15 protein-coding genes are annotated in these 17,049 nt (G+C 66.0%); 14 read left to right on the forward strand and 1 reads right to left on the reverse strand.

Going from position 1 to position 17,049, the window contains the following annotated elements:
- Positions 1 to 255: 255 nt before the first annotated feature.
- The gene (locus GGR03_RS17310; RefSeq protein WP_183209989.1) at positions 256 to 1,161 is read right to left on the reverse strand and encodes a LysR family transcriptional regulator; all 906 of its coding nucleotides are present in this window, start codon (positions 1,159 to 1,161) and stop codon (positions 256 to 258) included.
- Positions 1,162 to 1,263: 102 nt separating this feature from the next.
- Between GGR03_RS17310 and GGR03_RS17315 the strand changes: the two genes are divergently transcribed.
- The 14 genes from GGR03_RS17315 (at position 1,264) to GGR03_RS17380 (ending at position 17,043) form a co-directional block, all read left to right on the forward strand.
- Complete coding sequence (locus GGR03_RS17315; protein WP_183209990.1) at positions 1,264 to 3,099, forward strand: CocE/NonD family hydrolase; 1,836 nt, start codon at positions 1,264 to 1,266, stop codon at positions 3,097 to 3,099.
- A 32-nt stretch (positions 3,100 to 3,131) separates the two neighbouring features.
- On the forward strand, positions 3,132 to 4,673 hold the full coding sequence (locus tag GGR03_RS17320; RefSeq protein ID WP_183209991.1) for an ABC transporter substrate-binding protein: 1,542 nt from the start codon (positions 3,132 to 3,134) through the stop codon (positions 4,671 to 4,673).
- Between the two features lie 55 nt (positions 4,674 to 4,728).
- Positions 4,729 to 5,646 carry an ABC transporter permease gene (locus GGR03_RS17325; RefSeq protein ID WP_183209992.1) on the forward strand — a complete coding sequence of 306 codons (918 nt, stop codon included), beginning with the start codon at positions 4,729 to 4,731 and terminating at the stop codon, positions 5,644 to 5,646.
- Between the two features lie 5 nt (positions 5,647 to 5,651).
- Complete coding sequence (locus tag GGR03_RS17330; RefSeq protein ID WP_183209993.1) at positions 5,652 to 6,548, forward strand: ABC transporter permease; 897 nt, start codon at positions 5,652 to 5,654, stop codon at positions 6,546 to 6,548.
- Positions 6,549 to 6,551: 3 nt separating this feature from the next.
- A complete protein-coding gene (locus GGR03_RS17335; RefSeq protein ID WP_183209994.1) occupies positions 6,552 to 7,577 on the forward strand; it encodes an ABC transporter ATP-binding protein in 1,026 nt (341 codons plus the stop codon).
- Positions 7,574 to 8,566, forward strand: coding sequence for an oligopeptide/dipeptide ABC transporter ATP-binding protein (locus GGR03_RS17340; protein WP_183209995.1), 993 nt, complete (start codon positions 7,574 to 7,576; stop codon positions 8,564 to 8,566). The genes GGR03_RS17335 and GGR03_RS17340 overlap by 4 nt, the downstream gene beginning before the upstream one ends.
- Positions 8,567 to 8,577: 11 nt before the next feature.
- Positions 8,578 to 10,605 carry an alpha/beta hydrolase domain-containing protein gene (locus tag GGR03_RS17345; protein WP_183209996.1) on the forward strand — a complete coding sequence of 676 codons (2,028 nt, stop codon included), beginning with the start codon at positions 8,578 to 8,580 and terminating at the stop codon, positions 10,603 to 10,605.
- A 16-nt stretch (positions 10,606 to 10,621) separates the two neighbouring features.
- Positions 10,622 to 12,247: a gamma-glutamyltransferase gene (ggt, locus tag GGR03_RS17350; protein ID WP_183209997.1), complete on the forward strand. Its 1,626-nt coding sequence runs from the start codon at positions 10,622 to 10,624 to the stop codon at positions 12,245 to 12,247.
- A 147-nt stretch (positions 12,248 to 12,394) separates the two neighbouring features.
- A complete protein-coding gene (locus GGR03_RS17355; RefSeq protein WP_246368193.1) occupies positions 12,395 to 13,048 on the forward strand; it encodes a DJ-1/PfpI family protein in 654 nt (217 codons plus the stop codon).
- 110 nt (positions 13,049 to 13,158) lie between these two features.
- Positions 13,159 to 13,761, forward strand: coding sequence for a helix-turn-helix domain-containing protein (locus GGR03_RS17360; protein ID WP_246368117.1), 603 nt, complete (start codon positions 13,159 to 13,161; stop codon positions 13,759 to 13,761).
- 66 nt (positions 13,762 to 13,827) lie between these two features.
- Positions 13,828 to 14,217, forward strand: coding sequence for a Rid family detoxifying hydrolase (locus GGR03_RS17365; RefSeq protein WP_183210000.1), 390 nt, complete (start codon positions 13,828 to 13,830; stop codon positions 14,215 to 14,217).
- A 73-nt stretch (positions 14,218 to 14,290) separates the two neighbouring features.
- Positions 14,291 to 14,734, forward strand: coding sequence for an MOSC domain-containing protein (locus GGR03_RS17370; protein WP_183210092.1), 444 nt, complete (start codon positions 14,291 to 14,293; stop codon positions 14,732 to 14,734).
- A 14-nt stretch (positions 14,735 to 14,748) separates the two neighbouring features.
- A complete protein-coding gene (locus GGR03_RS17375; protein ID WP_246368119.1) occupies positions 14,749 to 15,684 on the forward strand; it encodes a PDR/VanB family oxidoreductase in 936 nt (311 codons plus the stop codon).
- Between the two features lie 282 nt (positions 15,685 to 15,966).
- The gene (locus GGR03_RS17380; RefSeq protein WP_183210002.1) at positions 15,967 to 17,043 is read left to right on the forward strand and encodes a TRAP transporter substrate-binding protein; all 1,077 of its coding nucleotides are present in this window, start codon (positions 15,967 to 15,969) and stop codon (positions 17,041 to 17,043) included.
- Positions 17,044 to 17,049: the final 6 nt, after the last annotated feature.

Below are 17,049 nucleotides of genomic sequence, written 5' to 3' on the forward strand. Positions count from 1 at the left end.
GCAACGGCAATCGCTGTCGCACTCCCGCCCTCTGGCCCGGCACCCGCCATCGCAAGCGCCCAGCCCACCGGCGCTCGCGCCGCCATCCACTGCAATATGGACCGCTTCGTCCAGCGAATGCATGGCGGCTTCACGACTCACGGGCAGAATCCTCCTTGATGCGCCGGGTAGGTCGCGTTGCCGAGCGCCGCGCGTCAAATGCGAAATTGGCATGGGCCATTCTGCTGTCGGCATGAGAGACGGACCATTGGGTCCTCAGGCAGGGAGTTGGCGCGTCGCTTCCTCGTGGGCTGCCTTGCGTATCAACCCGGCCAATTCGTCGACGACCGCGGTGCGCGCCTGCCATCGCGGAAAGATGAACACGTAGTCGAGTTCGACGGCGGGCTCGAAGGGGCGGATCGCCATGCCCGGCTTGAAGCTCGATCGCGCCACGAAACCGTCGGCGACCGCGACGCCCAGGCCGCGCGCCGCAAGTTCGCAGGCCACCACGCCATTGGGAGTTTCCAGCCGGATCCGCGGCGTGGCGCCCATGCGTCTAAAAGCGGAATCGACGCATTGGCGCATCACGGTGCGCGGTGCATTGGCGACGAGTGGCACGTCGATGAGATCGCGGGCCTCGATGACCGTCTTCGCGGCCAAAGGATGATCCTGCCGCATCACCGCGACGGCGCGCACGGTGACGATGGGCTCGACATCGATCGAATCGTTGTCGAGCGGCAGGACGGTTATGCCGAGGTCGAACCGTTCGCGCCCGAGCCAGACCTCGATGTCGATCCGCGAACGCGAGTCGATGGAAGCCGTGAAGCCCGGATCGTTCAGTGTCATCGTGGCGACGGCATCGCTGAGGAGAGCATTGGTGATGTGCGGCGCCGTGAGTATGCGCACGTGACGGCTCTGCCGCGCTCTGATACGGCGGCCCGCAAGGATCGCCTCGTCGAGGCTGTAGAGCGCGTGTTCGACGTGACCGTAGAAATCGCGGGCCTCACGTGTTGGCACCAGTCGGCGCTTGGTGCGGGAAAAGAGGGGAAACCCGACCTCCTCCTCGAGTGCTGCGAGAAGCCGGCTGACTTGCGGCTGGGTCCGGTGCAGCCGCTCGGCGGCATTGTTGAGCGAGCCGCCTTCCATGAACGCCCGCAACGCCTCCAGCCCTTTGATGTTCATCGCATTCCATTCGCTTAACGCATCAAAGGATACCAAAATCGAAATTGACGCATCACGCAAGTCTCGTACGGTCCTCTTATCGTCGATCGGGCAGGGGGGCTCATGTCGGACTCGGATCTGGAAAGCGCAGCGTGGCAGTGTCCGCCGAGCGACTATCTGCGTACCCGCCCCGCCACGCACGAACTGCCGACGCATCCCTTCTCGCTGTATCTCGACATGCGCGACGGATGCCGGCTAGCGGGGGATGTCTATCTGCCGCAAGGCGGGGCAGCCGATGCGACCTACCCGACCATCCTGATCCTGACCCCGTACTACCGTCGTTTCGCGCTCCGCGATGGCTCCACCAGCGAGCCGAGCCCGAACGCGGCCAGGTACCGGGATTTCTTCGTGCCGCGCGGCTACGCGGTGGTCGTCGTCGACGTCCGCGGCACCGGGGCAAGCTTCGGGACACGTGACAGTTTCCGCTCGCCCAGCGAGCGCGAGGACTTCGGCGAGGTGGCAAGCTGGATCGTCGCGCAGCCCTGGTCGGACGGCGTCATCGGCTCGACCGGCATCTCCTATCTCGGCGCCGCCGCCTGCTTCCTGGCAAGCACCGGCCACCCGGCGGTCAAGGCGATCGCGCCGCTATTCGCCGTCTGGAACACCTACGCCGACCATCTCTTCCCGGGCGGCGTTCTGCTCAACAAGCTGGCCGAAAGCTACGACCAGATCATGGTCGGGCTCGACCACGACCGGCGCGACGTGCTGGCGCGTCAGCCTTATTTCGACAATCCCGACTTCAGCGGACCGCAGCCTGTCGACGACGACGCGGACGGCGCGCTGTGCCGGAGCGCGGTGCGGGAGCATCTGGGCAATTTCCACATGCCCGACTTCATCACCGAGTTCCGCTTTACCGACGATCGTTTGCCCTACGATCCATCGTTCGGGGCACACTCGTTCAGTCCCTGTCATTACGCCGACGGCATCGCCTCGGACGTCGCGATCTATTCGATCTCCGGCTGGATGGATGGCGCCGGCTTCGCCAACGGCGCGATCGCGCGGTTCCTTTCGCTGCCGAACGCGAAGCGCCATCTGCTCCTCGGTCCGTGGGACCACGGCGCACGCACGAATGTCTCGCCCTGGCGCGAGCGGACGGAGCCCGATTTCCCGGTCCTCGGCGAGGTGCTGCGCTTCTTCGATCACTATCTGCGCGGCATCGACACCGGGCTCGACGACGAGGCGCCGATTCATTATTACGCGATGCACGAGGAAGCCTGGCACGCCGCGCCAGCCTGGCCGCCGCTGCCCGCGACGAAGCGCCTGAGCCTTTCGTCCGGCAACGCTCTTGCAAGCAAGGCCAGTGAGGCGGGAAGCGACGAATATTGCGTCGACTTCACCGTCGGCACGGGTGTCTCCACCCGCCACGAGCGCCTCGGGGCACTCGCCACGAGCGAGTACTATCCCGACTGGCACGGCCGCGACGCGGCGATGCTCTCCTACACGTCGGCGCCTCTGGCGGCCGATGCCGAGATGTCGGGTCATCCGGTTCTCGATCTGTGGATCGAGTCCAGCCAGGGCGACGCGGTGATCCACGCCTACCTCTCCGAGGTCGAGGCGGACGGCACCACCCGCTACGTGACCGAAGGCGTTCTGCGCGCCCTGCACCGCACGGAGTCGGCCGCGCCGCCGAACCAGCGCTGGACCTGGCCCTATCGCGAGTTCAGCCGCGCGAAGTCGCTGCCGCTGACTCCGGGCGAGCCGGCGCGGCTGCGTTTCGGACTTCTGCCGACAGCCTGGACCTTCAGGCAGGGCAGTCGCATCCGCCTGTCGATCGCCGGCGCCGACGCGGACCATTACGTGCAGTTGCCGTATGGCCGCCCGCCGGTCCTGACCGTCAGGCGCGGCGGCGACTTCGCGTCGAGCATCGATCTTCCCTGGCGGGAGACCGGACGTTCCTGACGCTAGCACCAACAAAAAAGGGGAGAATTTCGATGCTACTGAAAAAGAGCCTGATGGCCGCCTGCGCCATGGCGCTGGTGACCTCGCCCGCTTTGGCCGGCAAGGACGACGACACCTTCGTCTGGGCGACCTCCACCGAAATGGACACGCCGGATCTCTATTACGGCAACCAGCGCGAAGCGTTGATTTCGGCCTATGCGCAGTGCGACAGCCTGATTCATCGGGACCCGCAGACCAACGAATACCAGCCGCTGCTCGCCACGAGCTGGGAATGGGTCGACGATACGACCCTCGAGATGAAGCTGCGCGAGGGCGTGACCTTTCACGACGGCACCGCCTTCGATGCCGAGGACGTCGCCTACACGCTGAACCACGTCGCGGCACCCGACAGCGACATGAAAATCCGCGTCATCGTCGACTGGATCGACAATGTCGAGGTCGTCGATCCCACGACCGTGCGCATCCACGCCAAGAAGCCGACACCCGCGGCCTTCGAGTACCTCTCCGGCACCTCGCCGATCTACCCCTCGGGCCACTACGACAGCGCCCCGGAGGTCCCGGGCGCCGATGGCACGACGCGTCGCGACTGGGGCGCCGTCAACCCCGTCTGCACCGGCCCTTACATGCTGACCGATTACCAGGCCGGCCAGTCGCTGACGCTGGAGATTAATCCTGACTATTTCACCGACGGTCCGAAGGGTACGCCCTCGATCGGCAAGATCGTCTACCGCACCATCAAGGACACCGAGACCCAGATCGCCGAACTCGTGACCGGCGGCGTCGACTGGATCTGGGGCGTGCCGCCCGAGAACGCCGAGATGCTCGGCAGCATGGACAACCTCACGGTTGTTGCCGCACCGACAATGCGCATGTCGTTCCTGTCACTGGACGCGGCCGGCCGGACCGGCGACACGCCGATGACGGACATCCGCGTGCGGCAGGCGATCGCGCATGCGATCGACCGCGACGCGATCGCGCAGAACCTCGTCGGCGAAGGCGCCGAAGTACAGGAGTCGCTCTGCGTGCCGGTGCAGTTCGGCTGCGAGACGGACGTGACGCAGTATCCGTACGACCCGGAGCGGGCGCGGGAACTGCTGGCGGAAGCCGGCTACGAAAACGGCCTGAGCGTCCCGTTCTACGCGTATCGCGATCGCCCCTTCTCGGAAGCCGTGCTCAACTATCTGCGTGAGGTCGGCATCAATGGCGACCTGCAGTTCCTGCAGTGGCGGGCGCTGCGCCCGCTGATCGCGGAAGACAAGACGGAGCTCGTGCATCTGACCTTCGGGTCGAACGGCATGCTCGATGCCTCGGCCTCGACCGGCTACTATTTCCAGTTCGGGCCGGACGATTATGCCCGCGACGAGGAAGTCCGCGACTGGCTGGCCGCGGCCGAAGCCACGATGGACGAGGCCGAGCGCCGCGACCTCTACTCCAAGGCGCTGAAGAAGATCGCCGACGAGGCATACGCCATCCCGCTCTTCGTCTACGGACGCACCTACGCGTTCAACAGCGACCTCGACTATCCCGTGACGCCGGACGAGATGGCGCATTTTTATCTCGCCCAGTGGAAGTAGTTTTCTCCGGATATCGGGGCGCAAAGGCGTCCCGGTATCCACTTTCGGGAAGCCCATGCTCCTTTTCATCCTGAAGCGCCTGGCATTGACCGTACTGGTCGTCGCCATCACCTCGATCATCGCCTTCCTGCTCGTGCACCTGTCGGGCGATCCGGCCGCCGCGATGGCGGGTGAGGGCGCGTCGGCCAGCGACATTGCGGCGGTCCGGCAGCTCTACGGCTTCGACCGGCCGCTCTTCGTGCAGTATCTCGACTGGATCGGCCGGGTCCTGCAGGGCGATTTCGGGCGTTCCCATTATCTGCGCATGGACGTGCGCACGATCCTCGCCGAGCACATACCCGTCACCGCGACACTTGGTATCCTGGCCCTCAGCTTCGCGCTTCTCCTGTCGATCCCGCTGGGCGTCCTTGCCGCGCTCCGGCCCAACACGCTGGTCGACCGGATCGCGCTCTGGATAGCCGTTGCCGGGCAGGCGCTACCGTCGTTTCTCTTTGCCCTCGGGCTGATGTACCTCTTCGGTGTCTATCTGCGCTGGCTGCCGATTTCCGGCGGATCGACCTGGGTGCATTTCCTCCTGCCCTCGATCGCGCTCGGCTATTACGCGACGCCGGCCATCATGCGCCTGACACGCTCTGGCATGATGGACGTGATGCAGTCCGACCACGTGCGCACGGCCCGCGCCTACGGGCTTTCGCCCTGGCGCGTCGTCGTCCGCCACGGCCTGCGCCACGCGATCATCCCCGTCGTCTCGCTGGCTGCCGTGCAGCTGGGCTTCATGCTCGGCGGCTCGATCGTGATCGAGACCATCTTCTCGCTCAAGGGGCTGGGCTACCTCGCCTGGGAATCGATCCAGCGCGCCGACATCGAGGTCATCCAGGCGATCCTTCTGGTGATCGCCGTCGCCTATGCGGTCCTGACCCTTCTCGCCGACCTTCTCAATGCGGCCCTCGATCCGCGCATCCGGATCAATTGAACGCCATGGCAACCGTCTCCCACCATCCGCCTGCCGCGATATCGCTTTCCCCCGGCCGCGTCGCCGTGCGCCGGGCCCTGCGGCATGGCAGTTTCTGGGTCGGCGGCACGATCGTGCTGCTGTTCATCCTGGCGGCCATCTTCGCGCCGCTGCTGACGTCGTACGACCCGTCGGCCCAGGACCTGACGCAGCGCTTCGTGCCGCCGGTCTGGGACGCCGAGGGGAGCGCTGCGCATCTGCTCGGCACCGACGGTCTCGGACGCGACTATCTGGCGAGGCTGCTCTACGGCGCCCGGATCTCGCTGATGATCGGGTTCCTGACGGTGCTGATCTCCGGCACGATCGGTACGGTCGTGGGTGTTGCCGCCGGCTACTGGGGCGGCCGCGTCGATCTCTTCGTCAACTTCCTCATCACCATTCGCCTGACGCTCCCGGTCGTCCTCGTCGCGCTCGTCGTGGTGGCGCTGATCGGCAGTTCGCTCACACTGCTCGTCCTGGTGATCGGCCTGCTCCTCTGGGACCGCTTCGCGATCGTCATGCGCAGCGCGACGCAGCAGCTGGCCTCGCGCGAATACATCACCTCGGCGCGCGCGATCGGCAGTTCGACGGGGCGCATTCTCTTCCGCGAGATCCTGCCCAACGTCATGGGCCCGCTGATCGTCGTCGGCTCGATCGAGCTCGCACACGCGATCCTGCTCGAGGCGGCGCTGTCCTTCCTCGGTCTCGGCGTCCAGCCGCCGCAGGTCTCCTGGGGCCTGATGGTGGCTGAAGCCAAGAGCCAGCTGCTGTTCCGTCCGTGGATGATCGCCGTCCCCGGCGTGGCGTTGGTCCTCTTGATCTTCGCGATCAACCTGGTCGGCGATGCCCTGCGCGACGTGACCACGCCCGAAGGAAAGGCCTGAGCGATGACCACACCCGTGCTCGACGTCGCCGGCCTGAAGGTCGAGATCCCGGTCGCCGACACGATCCTGCGGCCAGTCCGGGGCATCGACCTGACGGTCCATCGCGGCGAGACGGTCGCGATCGTGGGCGAATCCGGCTGCGGCAAGAGCCTCACCGCGCTCGCCATAATGGGTCTCCTGCCGCGCAGCGCCCGGCTCACCTCGGATCGCATCGACCTGACCGGCGAATCCCTCAGCGGCGCCTCGCACCGCCGCTGGCGCCAGCTGCGCGGCGACAAGATCGCCATGATCTTCCAGGACCCGATGACCGCACTGGATCCCTGCTACCGGATCGGCGACCAGATGAGCGAGATCCTGCGCCAGCACCGCAAGGTGTCGGCGAGCGCGGCCCGCGAGCGGTCGCTGGAGCTCCTGAACAAGGTCGGCATTCCCTCGCCGGAAGAACGGCTGGGCCAATTTCCGCACCAGCTGTCGGGCGGCCTTCGCCAGCGCGTCATGATCGCCATGGCGCTTCTCTGCGAGCCGGAGCTGATCATCGCCGACGAGCCGACGACGGCGCTCGACGTCACAATCCAGGCGCAGATCCTGCGGCTCCTGCGTGACATCCAGCGCGATACCGGCATCGGCCTGGTCCTGATCACCCACGATCTCGGCGTCGTCGCCGGCATGGCCGACCGGATTGTCGTGATGTACGGCGGCGAGATCGTCGAGTCGGGCGCCTGCGACGACGTGCTCGCCAAGGCGCTCCACCCCTATACGGAAGGGCTGATGCGCTCGATCCCGGTGCCCGGCGAGACGAAGGCCGGGGAAACGCTGGGCTTCATCCCGGGCGTGGTGCCCCGTCAGACCGGCGACCTGACGCGCTGCGGCTTCCTGGAGCGCTGCCCCTATGCGCACGTACGCTGCGCCGAGGGGCCGATCGCACTTCGCGGTGCCGGCGAGGGCCACATGATGCGCTGCGTGCTGCCGGCGGACGGCAGCGGCCGAGACCCCACCGCGTGGACGCGCCAGCCGGAGGCCGCGCTATGACAGAAGACGTCCTGTCCATGCGCGGCGTTACCCGCGACTACGCCGTCGGCGGCAGCTTCCGCAAGAAGCGGACGTTGCGGGCGCTGCGCGGCATCGATCTCGCCGTCGCGCGGGGTCGCACGCTCGGCCTCGTCGGCGAATCCGGCTGCGGCAAGAGCACGCTGGCCAAGATCCTGCTCGGCGTCGAGAACCCGAGCGCCGGCACCGTCCTCGTCGGTGGCAAGCCGATCGAGACCTATGACCGTCTGGAGCGCGCCCGCCTGATCCAGCCGGTCTTCCAGGACCCGTATTCCTCGCTCAACCCGCGCATGACCGTCGAGCGGATCATCGGCGCGCCGCTGAAGGTGCGCGGCGAGGGCAACGCCGCCTCGCAGCGGGCGCGGGTCCAGGAGATCGCCGGCGAGGTCGGTCTGCCGCACCATCTCGTCGAAGCGTATCCGAGCCAGCTCTCCGGCGGGCAGCGCCAGCGCGTCGCCATCGCCCGCGCGCTGATCGGCAAGCCCGAAATCCTCATCTGTGACGAGCCGACGTCGGCGCTCGACGTCTCGGTCCAGAGCCAGATTCTCAACCTCCTGCATCGCCTCAAGCGCGAACTGAACCTGACGATGATCCTCATCAGCCACAATCTCGCGGTGGTGAACCATCTCGCCGACGAGGTGGCGGTCATGTATCTCGGCCAGATCGTCGAGCACGGGGCGAGCGAGGCGATCTTCGAGCGCGCGCACCACCCCTATAGCAACGCCCTCCTCAAGGCAGTGCTGCCGCCGCGGGCGGGTTCCCGCCTGCCCGAACTCGGGTTGCAGGCCGATTTCCCGAGCCCGCTCAATCCGCCCTCCGGCTGCGCGTTTCACCCGCGCTGCCCGAAGAACGACGGGACGCTGTGCGTCAGGGTCGATCCGCCGGCGGCCGGCGGCAGCCATGTCTACCGTTGCCACCATCCGGACCACATGTCGGACGCCGACATGCGCGTGCTCGAACCGTCCCGCTGAAGAAGACGGCCATGACTAACCGGATCGACATCGACATCGCCGAACGCCAGGATTTCGCGGGCGGCCAGGAATTTGGCGAGACCGGCGCCTACGAGAGGCTCCGTGGCAGGGTCCGGTTCAGGGTGGATCCGTTCGCCGAGCCGCAGAGGGGCGTCACCGACATCGAGCTGGCACCGGTCGACGACGGCGGCCTCGTCTCCTTTACCGCCGACTTTTGCATCCTGAAGCCGCGCGACCTTTCCCGCGGAAACCGGCGCCTGTTCTTCGACTACGGCAATCGCGGCAACAAGCGCGCCCTGCAATTCTTCAACGACGCCCCGGCCAGCAACGACCCGATATCGCCCGCCGACGCGGGCAACGGCTTCCTGATGCGCCGGGGCTATGCGATCGTCTGGCTTGCCTGGCAGGGGGACCTCCTGCCCGGCGACGGGCGCATGATCCTCGACGTTCCGGTGGCGACCGAGAACGGCCGGCCGATCACCGGCATCACCCGCGCGGAATATATCGCCGCCGAGCCGGGCATGACGACAATGCCGCTCAGTTCGCTCGTCTCGACCCGCAGCTATCCGGCCGCCTCGCTCGACACCCGCGCCGCGAAGCTGACTCGGCGCCGCTACGCCAGCAGCCCGCGCGAGGAAATCCCTGCCGACGCGTGGTCGTTTGCGCGGGTAGAACGCGGCGGCGGCGTCGACAACCAGGGCATGGAGAACGCGGTTCTCGCCTCGGACAGTCACATTCACCTGCCGGGCGGCTTCGAGACGGGCTGGATCTACGAACTCATCTATGAGGCTCGGGACCCGCTGGTCCTGGGTCTCGGTCATGTCGCGGTGCGCGACTTCGTCGCCTTCCTGAAGTCGGGCAAGGCGAGTGCTTCGGGCGAGGCCAATCCGCTGGCCGAAGGCGACGTGCGCATGGAGAAGGCCTATGCTTGGGGCCGCTCGCAGACCGGCCGCTGCATCCGCGACTTCCTGCATCTGGGCTTTAACGCCGACCCCGCGGGCGGGCGCGTCTTCGACGGGGTGATGCCGCACGTGGCCGGCGCCGGCAAGATGTGGATGAACCACCGTTTCGCCAACCTCGTGCTGCTGCCGGGGCAGGAGCACGAGAACCACTTCACGCCCGCCGACCGGTTCCCGTTTTCCTACGCCGTGTCGACCGATCATTTCACCGGCCGCGAGGAGGGCATCCTCAAGCGCCCGGCCACCGATCCGCTGGTGATCCATACCGACACGGCCTGCGAATACTGGCACCGCCGCGCGTCGCTGGTCCATACCGACACGAAGGGCGAGGATCTGGCACAGCCGGACAATGTCCGCGTCTATCTCTGGTCGAGCTCGCAGCACTACGCTTCGCCGCTGCTCGCAGGCCCCGCACGGGGGATGGCGCAGACCTATTTCAACACCGTGGCGACCTCGATGTTCTTCCGCGCCAATCTCGACCGGCTGGACGCCTGGGCCACAACCGGCGAGGCGCCGCCACCAAGCCGCATACCGCTACGCGCCGACGGCACGCTGGTGAACGTCGAGGGATGGCGGTCGGCCTTTCCCGCGATCCCGGGCGTGGCCCTGCCGCGCTCGCCGAGCCGCCTCGAACGGCTCGATTTCGGCGACGCGATCGATCGCGGCCGGATCACCAGAGAGCCCCCGGCAATCATCGGCGACGATGTCTATCCGGTGCGCGTGCCGGCCGTCGACGCCGACGGCAACGATGTCCCCGGCGTACGCGCGCCAATGGTCCAGGCGCCGCTCGGCACCTATACGGGCTGGAGCCTGCGCCGCCGCGAGCACGGCCATGGCGCCATGGTCGGTATCACCGGCAGCTACATTCCCTTTGCCGACGCGCCGGACGAGCGCGAACAGACTGGCGATCCGCGTCCCTCGGTTCTCGAGCGGTACACGAATCCGCAGGATTACGTCCGGGCCATCCGCGCGGCGGCCGAGCGGCTGGTGGCAGAAGGGCTGATGCTGGAGGAGGACGTCGAGCGTGCCGTGCAAGGCGCCTCCGACTGGGGCCGCCCGCGCCACGACGTGCGGCTGTAAGGCGATGGCCCAGTCGTTGAAACCCAACGCGATGGTCGTCTGTCCACAGCCCGAAGCTGCCGAGACCGGCATCGAGATCCTCGAAAGGGGCGGCAACGCCGTCGATGCGGCGATCGCCTGTGCGCTGGCGCAGGGCGTCGTGGATCCGCTGATGTGCGGGATCGCGGGTTTCGGCAGCGCCGCCGTGTATCTGCCGGGGCAGGGCGTGCACCGCTATCTGGATTTCCATGCACCGGCGCCGGCGGCGGCGCGGGAGGACATGTGGGAGGATCTCGTTCGTGGCGAGACGCGGGACGGCTTCGGCTTCATCCTCGAGGGCCGCGTCAACGATCTCGGCTACCAGTCGATCGCGGTGCCGACGGCGCTCAAGGCCTACGAGACGTTGCACCGCGCCCATGGCCGCCTGCCGTGGAAGACGCTGTTCGAACCGGCTGTCGCTTGGGCACAAGACGGCTTCTTCGTCCGGCCGGCCATGCACACGTTCTTCATGGAGGGCGCCAAGATGGGCCGGGCGGCAACGGCCGAACGCCTCGCCTACAGTGCCGATGGTCGGGCGCTCTACTGCCGCCCCGACGGCACACCCAAGGAGATCGGCGCCCCGCTCGCCAACCCGGACTACGCGGTGACGCTGCAGCGGATCGCCGAGGCGGGGGCGGACACCTTCTACGGGGGCGACATCGCGGCGACGATCGCCGCCGACATGGCGTCGCATGGGGGCCTGCTGTCCCAAGAGGATCTGGCCTCCTACCGTCCCCGGTGGAGCGAGCCGCTGACCGCTTCCTATCGCGGGCGTCGTATCACCACTAACCAGCCGCCCGGCGGCGGCGTGATGCTGATCGAGATGCTCAACATCCTGGAGCATTTCGATCTCCGGGCGCTCGGCCACAACTCGCCCGACTATGTCCGGATCGTCTGCGAGGCGATGAAACGGGCGACCATCGACAAGGATCGCTACGTCGGCGATCCGGACTTCGTCACCATCCCCCTTGATCAGATGACCGACAAGGCCCATGCGGGCGCAATGGCCGACGAAATCAAACGCGGCGTGCGCGCATCCGTCCCGCGCCTGAAGAGAAACGACCATGAATCCGTCAACACGACCCATCTCTGCGTCGTCGACGGGGAGGGCGGCCACGTGTTGATGACGCATTCGCTTGGCATGCCGTCCGGCGTCATCACCGAAGGGCTCGGCTTCTTCTACAATGGCTGCATGGGCGTGTTCGACCCGCGTCCCGGCCGGGTCGGCAGCATCGCGCCTGGCAAGTCGCGGTTCAGCGCCATGTGTCCCACCATCGTGTTCGAGGACGATCAGCCGGTCCTGGCCCTCGGGGCGCCGGGCGGCACGCAGATCGTCATGGGCGTGCTGCAGACGATCCTGAACGTCTTCGACTTCGGCATGGACATTCGAGAAGCGGTGGCCGCGCCCCGCTTCTCGTCAACCGGCGATTCGATCGACGTCTCCAACCGCATTCCACGTTCGGTGACGCGGGCGCTGGAGGCGGACGGCTACGAGGTCATCCGGAACCCCTATGGCCACACCATCGGTTGGGTGCATGCGATCCGAATGACCCGGGGCGAGATCGTAGGCGCGGCCGATCCTGGCCGCGACGGCGTTGCCTACGCCGCCTCCATCAGCACGTGATCCCACCGGTTACCTACGCGTCCCGGCTGCATCGTGCCCATTCGTGCCGTTCAGAATACGAGGAATGTGTGCCCACGCTGCACTAAAATCTCCCCCAAACATCACGCAGATGATCTAAGGGGTCGTCAACGGATGGGTTGTCACGGAATGGATAGTCTTCTCGAACAGCATTCGATCATCGTTCTCGCCTACCACGGCGTAGAGCCGATCGACCTCGGTGCGACCTGTGGCGTCCTTTCTATGGCCCGTCGCATCATCCCAAACCTGACCTTTCAACTTGCGGCCCCCGAAGCCGGCGTCTTCGAGATGGCGAGCGGCGTTCGCGCCATTGCCGACCATTCCTATGCGACATGCCCTGCGGCCGACGTCTACCTGATGCTCGGCGGTCCGGGGTGGCCGAATGTCGCGGCCGACGAGGCGGCGCTGGGATTCCTGCGCGACGCGGCGACAAAAGGCGTGGTCGCATCCGTGTGCACGGGTGGCATGATCCTCGCCGCGGCGGGCCTGCTCGATGGCCTCCCGGCCACGACGCGCCGGCAACGCGCGCCGAACGAGGCGACCGCACCGCTGGATGCGATGGCGTTGTTAAGCCGCGGCATCAAAGCTGTTCCGGCGGTCTTCATCGATGCTGGATCGATCGTCACGGGCGGCGGTGTGACCCTGGCGATCGATACCACGCTGCACCTGATAGCTCGGCGTTACGGCCGCTCCGCGGCGCAGGACGTGGCCCGGCTGATCGAGTACGATCGGGCCTGGGCCGCTAATACGACCGCGTCCGACTTTCTCGCAGCTGCGTCCTAGCCGTATCGCAGGTCGCTTGCAGACCGAACGCGAACGATGCAGACCGACGACGGCTCCGCTTGACGCGAAGGCCGATGGCATCTCGAGATAGCCGGCGAGGAGGACGATCGTTGTCAGAAGCATTGCGGCGAGTTGCGGACGAGGGCATCAGCGAGCAACTGATCATTCTGGCCGAGGAATTGCGAAGCCACCGCAAGCGACACGGTCTTTCTCTCGAGACGCTAAGCGGCCTTTCCGGTGTCAGCCGGTCCATGATCTCGAAGATCGAGCGGTGTGAGACCATGCCGTCGACCAACACGCTGTCACGCCTGTCGGAAGCTCTCGGTACGACCTTTTCGCAATTGATGGCGCATCCCGTCGAGCGGGAGATCCTCGTGATCCCTGCCGCCGTGCAGCCGGTTCTTCGCGACGAGACCTCAGGATTCCAGCGCCGATGCCTGTCGCCGGTCCTTCCGGGCCGCGGCGTCGACTGGGTCCTGAACTATCTTCCTCCGCAAGGCTCGACAGGAGAATTCGTGGCGCATCGCCGCGGTGTCGAGGAATACATCTACGTTGCCAAGGGGCGACTTAAGGCGGTCATCGGCGAGCGCAGCCTCGTCCTGGAGAGCGGCGACTCGCTGTATTTCCAGGCCGACGTGACCCACGCCTTCGTCAATGTGGGCTCGGAGGCGTGTGAGTATTTTCTGATCATCGACAGCTCGCGCCTGCGATAAACATCATCTTTCCATCGAATGGAATTTAATCCACTATCGGTGCCATACCGACCCGTGGAGAATTCGATGACTGATCGCCGCCCCATCGCCACCGAAAAGGCATCCCCCGCCGCCGGCCCCTATTCGCAGGCCGTCGCCGCAGCGGGCTTGGTCTTCGTTTCCGGACAGTTGCCGACGGACCCGGCGAGCGGCTCGGTGCCCGACGGTATCGAGGCGCAGACGAATCAGTCCATTGCCAACGTGCTCGCCGTTCTGGAAGCAGCCGGGGCGAGCGCCGCATCGGTGGTCAAGACCACCGTCTTCCTGAAGGACATGAACGACTTCGCGACCATGAACGGCATCTATGCCGAAACATTCGGCAACAGCTTGCCGGCGCGCTCGACCATCGAAGTTGCCCGCCTGCCGCGCGATGTCCTCGTGGAAATCGAGTGCATCGCCGTGGCGGGCACCGTCTGAGGGCGCCGTCGTGACAATCTGGTCAGGCGGGCAGCTTCTGAACATCCACATCGCCCCGGCGGCCTCCTACGAGATGGAGGAATTGACGGAAGCGCGGCTGATCGAAGGCCGCGGCATCGAAGGCGACCGCTACTTTCTCGGCACCGGGACCTATTCGCCCAAGCCGGACGTGCGGGAGGTCACGCTGATCGAGATCGAGGCCCTTGAGCATCTCGTTCGGAACGACCCGCCGCTCCAGGAGGGGCCGCTGTCCCTCTTGCCGGTCGACCATCGGCGCAACCTGACGACGCGGGGCGTTCCGCTCAATCATCTGGTCGGCAAGCGCTTTCGCGTCGGCGAGACGATCCTCGAGGGCGGGCGATTGAACTTTCCTTGCAAGTATCTCGAGGAGTTGCTCGGGATGCCTGTATACCTTCCGCTCTACAACCGATCCGGACTGAACTGTCGGATCGTCAAGGGCGGCACGATACGGCGGGGAGACGCGATCGAGCCAGTCGAGTCGCACGGCGTCCAATGACCGCACGCCTCATCATGAAGCTCGTCGTGACGGACCGGCGCCGCGATGCGATCGGCGTCGACGTGATCACGCTTCGCCACCCCACCCGTCCGCAACTGCCGGAATGGTCGGCCGGCGCGCATGTCGACATTCGTCTCGCCGACGGGAAGATCCGGCAATATTCGCTTTGTGGCGACCCCGCCAATCGGCAGACCTATGTCGTCGCGATCAAGCGTGAACCGGCTGGCAGGGGCGGCTCGCTCTGGCTCCACGACAACGTGGCCAAAGGCGACGTGCTGCACGTCTCCGCACCGCGCACCAACTTTTCCCTGGTGGCCGGTTCGAAACGCCATGTCTTCGTCGCCGGAGGCATCGGCGTGACGCCGTTCGCCGCCATGGCCGCTACCTGCGTCGCCGCCGGGCAGGAATTCGAACTGCACTTCTGTGCGCGGGAGCGGGCCGCCGCGCCATTGCTCGCACGGCTGGAAGAGATCTGTGGCCCGCGCCTGCACACCTATTTCGCAGATGAGCGGCGCTTCTCTGCGCCAGACCTGTTGGCCGGACTTGTGGATGATGGTCAGACGCAGCTTTATGGATGCGGCCCGGCGCGGCTGACCGATGGATTGAGAGATGCTGCCAATGCAGCTGGTTGGCCTGACCAGCACCTGCATTTCGAGGTCTTCCAGGCAACCCTCGACGAGAACTTCAAGCCCGAGCCCTTCGACGTGACGATCGCCTCCACCGGGGAAACACTCCGAATCCCCGCGGACCGGTCGCTACTCGATGTCCTTCGCGAAAGGGGCTTCGTGCTGCCGGCGTCTTGCGAACTCGGCGTCTGCGGAACCTGCGATTGCGGCTATCGTGACGGGACGGTGATCCACCGCGACGCCGTGCTGGGCACCGCTGCCCGCCAAGACCGCATGATGCTCTGCGTTTCGCGCGCCCGGGTCCATGTGACGCTCGATCTCTGAACCTGACCTTCCGCTCGGCAGGGTAGCGTGCCGGAAGCGGCCCGGTCACTCGCGTTCGAGCGGGGTCGGCCAGTTGCTTTCCCCCAACGGTAAAAATTTGAGCGCTTCGGGCGTTCGCTGCGTGAGAATTGCGCGGTTGAACCCTGTGAGTGAAACGTCCGGCAGCGTCAAAGACCGGAATGCCGTCCCGAGCCATCTTGTTGCTCTTACCAGTCGGAATGGCACACGCCTTGCTTCTCATTCAGTGGAATAAATCCACCGTAGAGGAAAAAGGGGTTGGCTATGACACAGACATCGACACGCCTGGCACGGCAATTTCTAGCCGCGACGGCTCTCATGTGTTTCGTCGCGCCCGCTGGCGCGCAGGACAGCGCGATCAAGTGGAGCATGCAGAGCTGGTTCCCCAGCAACCTCCCGCAGGCGGGCACCCTCGGCAAGGAGATCGAGCGCAAGATCGAGGCGGTCTCCGGCGGCAATTTCCAGATCCAGTTCTTCGAGCCAGGGGCATTGATGCCGCCGGCCGAGTGTTTCGACGCGGTCTCCGCCGGTGCGATCGAGGCGTGCTGGACGATCGCGGCCTACTGGCAGGGCCGCAATCCGGCCTTCTCCATTTTCGCGGCGACACCATTCGGGCCGCAATGGCCGGAACTGCTCGGCTGGTTCTATGACGGTGGCGGTAAGGAGCTCTACGAGCCGCTCTACAACCAGTTCAACATCCATGGCATGCCGTGCGGCGGCATGAGCCCGGAGGCGGCCGGCTGGTTCAACAAGGAAATCAATACGGCGGAAGACTTCGCCGGCCTGAAGATGCGCATTCCCGGTCTTGGGGCCGCGGCGCTCGACAAGGCAGGCGCGTCCACGCAGTTGCTCGCCGCTGGGGACATTTACCCGGCGCTGGAACTGGGAACCATCGATGCGACCGAATTCGCGACGCCTTCCGCGGACCGCGTGCTCGGTTTCCACGAGGTGGCGGCGAACTATTACTTCCCGGGCTGGCATCAGCCCGCGACCTTCTACGAGCTGATCATCAATCTCGACAGCTGGAACGGCCTTTCCGACACGCAGAAGGTGCAGCTCGAAATGGTCTGCGGCGACAATGTTCGCCAGGCGATCGTCGAGGGCGAAAGCCGGCAGTCCGATGCGCTCGCCTTCTTCGACGAACAGGGCGTGAATGTCGCCCGCCTGCCGGAGGAGGTGCTTGAAGCCCTGAACAACCACTGGCTCGCGGTCGTTGAGGAATACTCCGCCCAAAGTCCGGAATTCGCGGCGGCGTGGGAATCGCTCGAGACATTTCGGGCCAAGCACAAGCGTTGGTCGGACCTGCAGGAAACCCATTCACTCGAGTTCCTCAACGACTGATCGCCC

The organism is Aurantimonas endophytica, from assembly GCF_014196845.1.
GTDB lineage: Bacteria > Pseudomonadota > Alphaproteobacteria > Rhizobiales > Rhizobiaceae > Aurantimonas > Aurantimonas endophytica.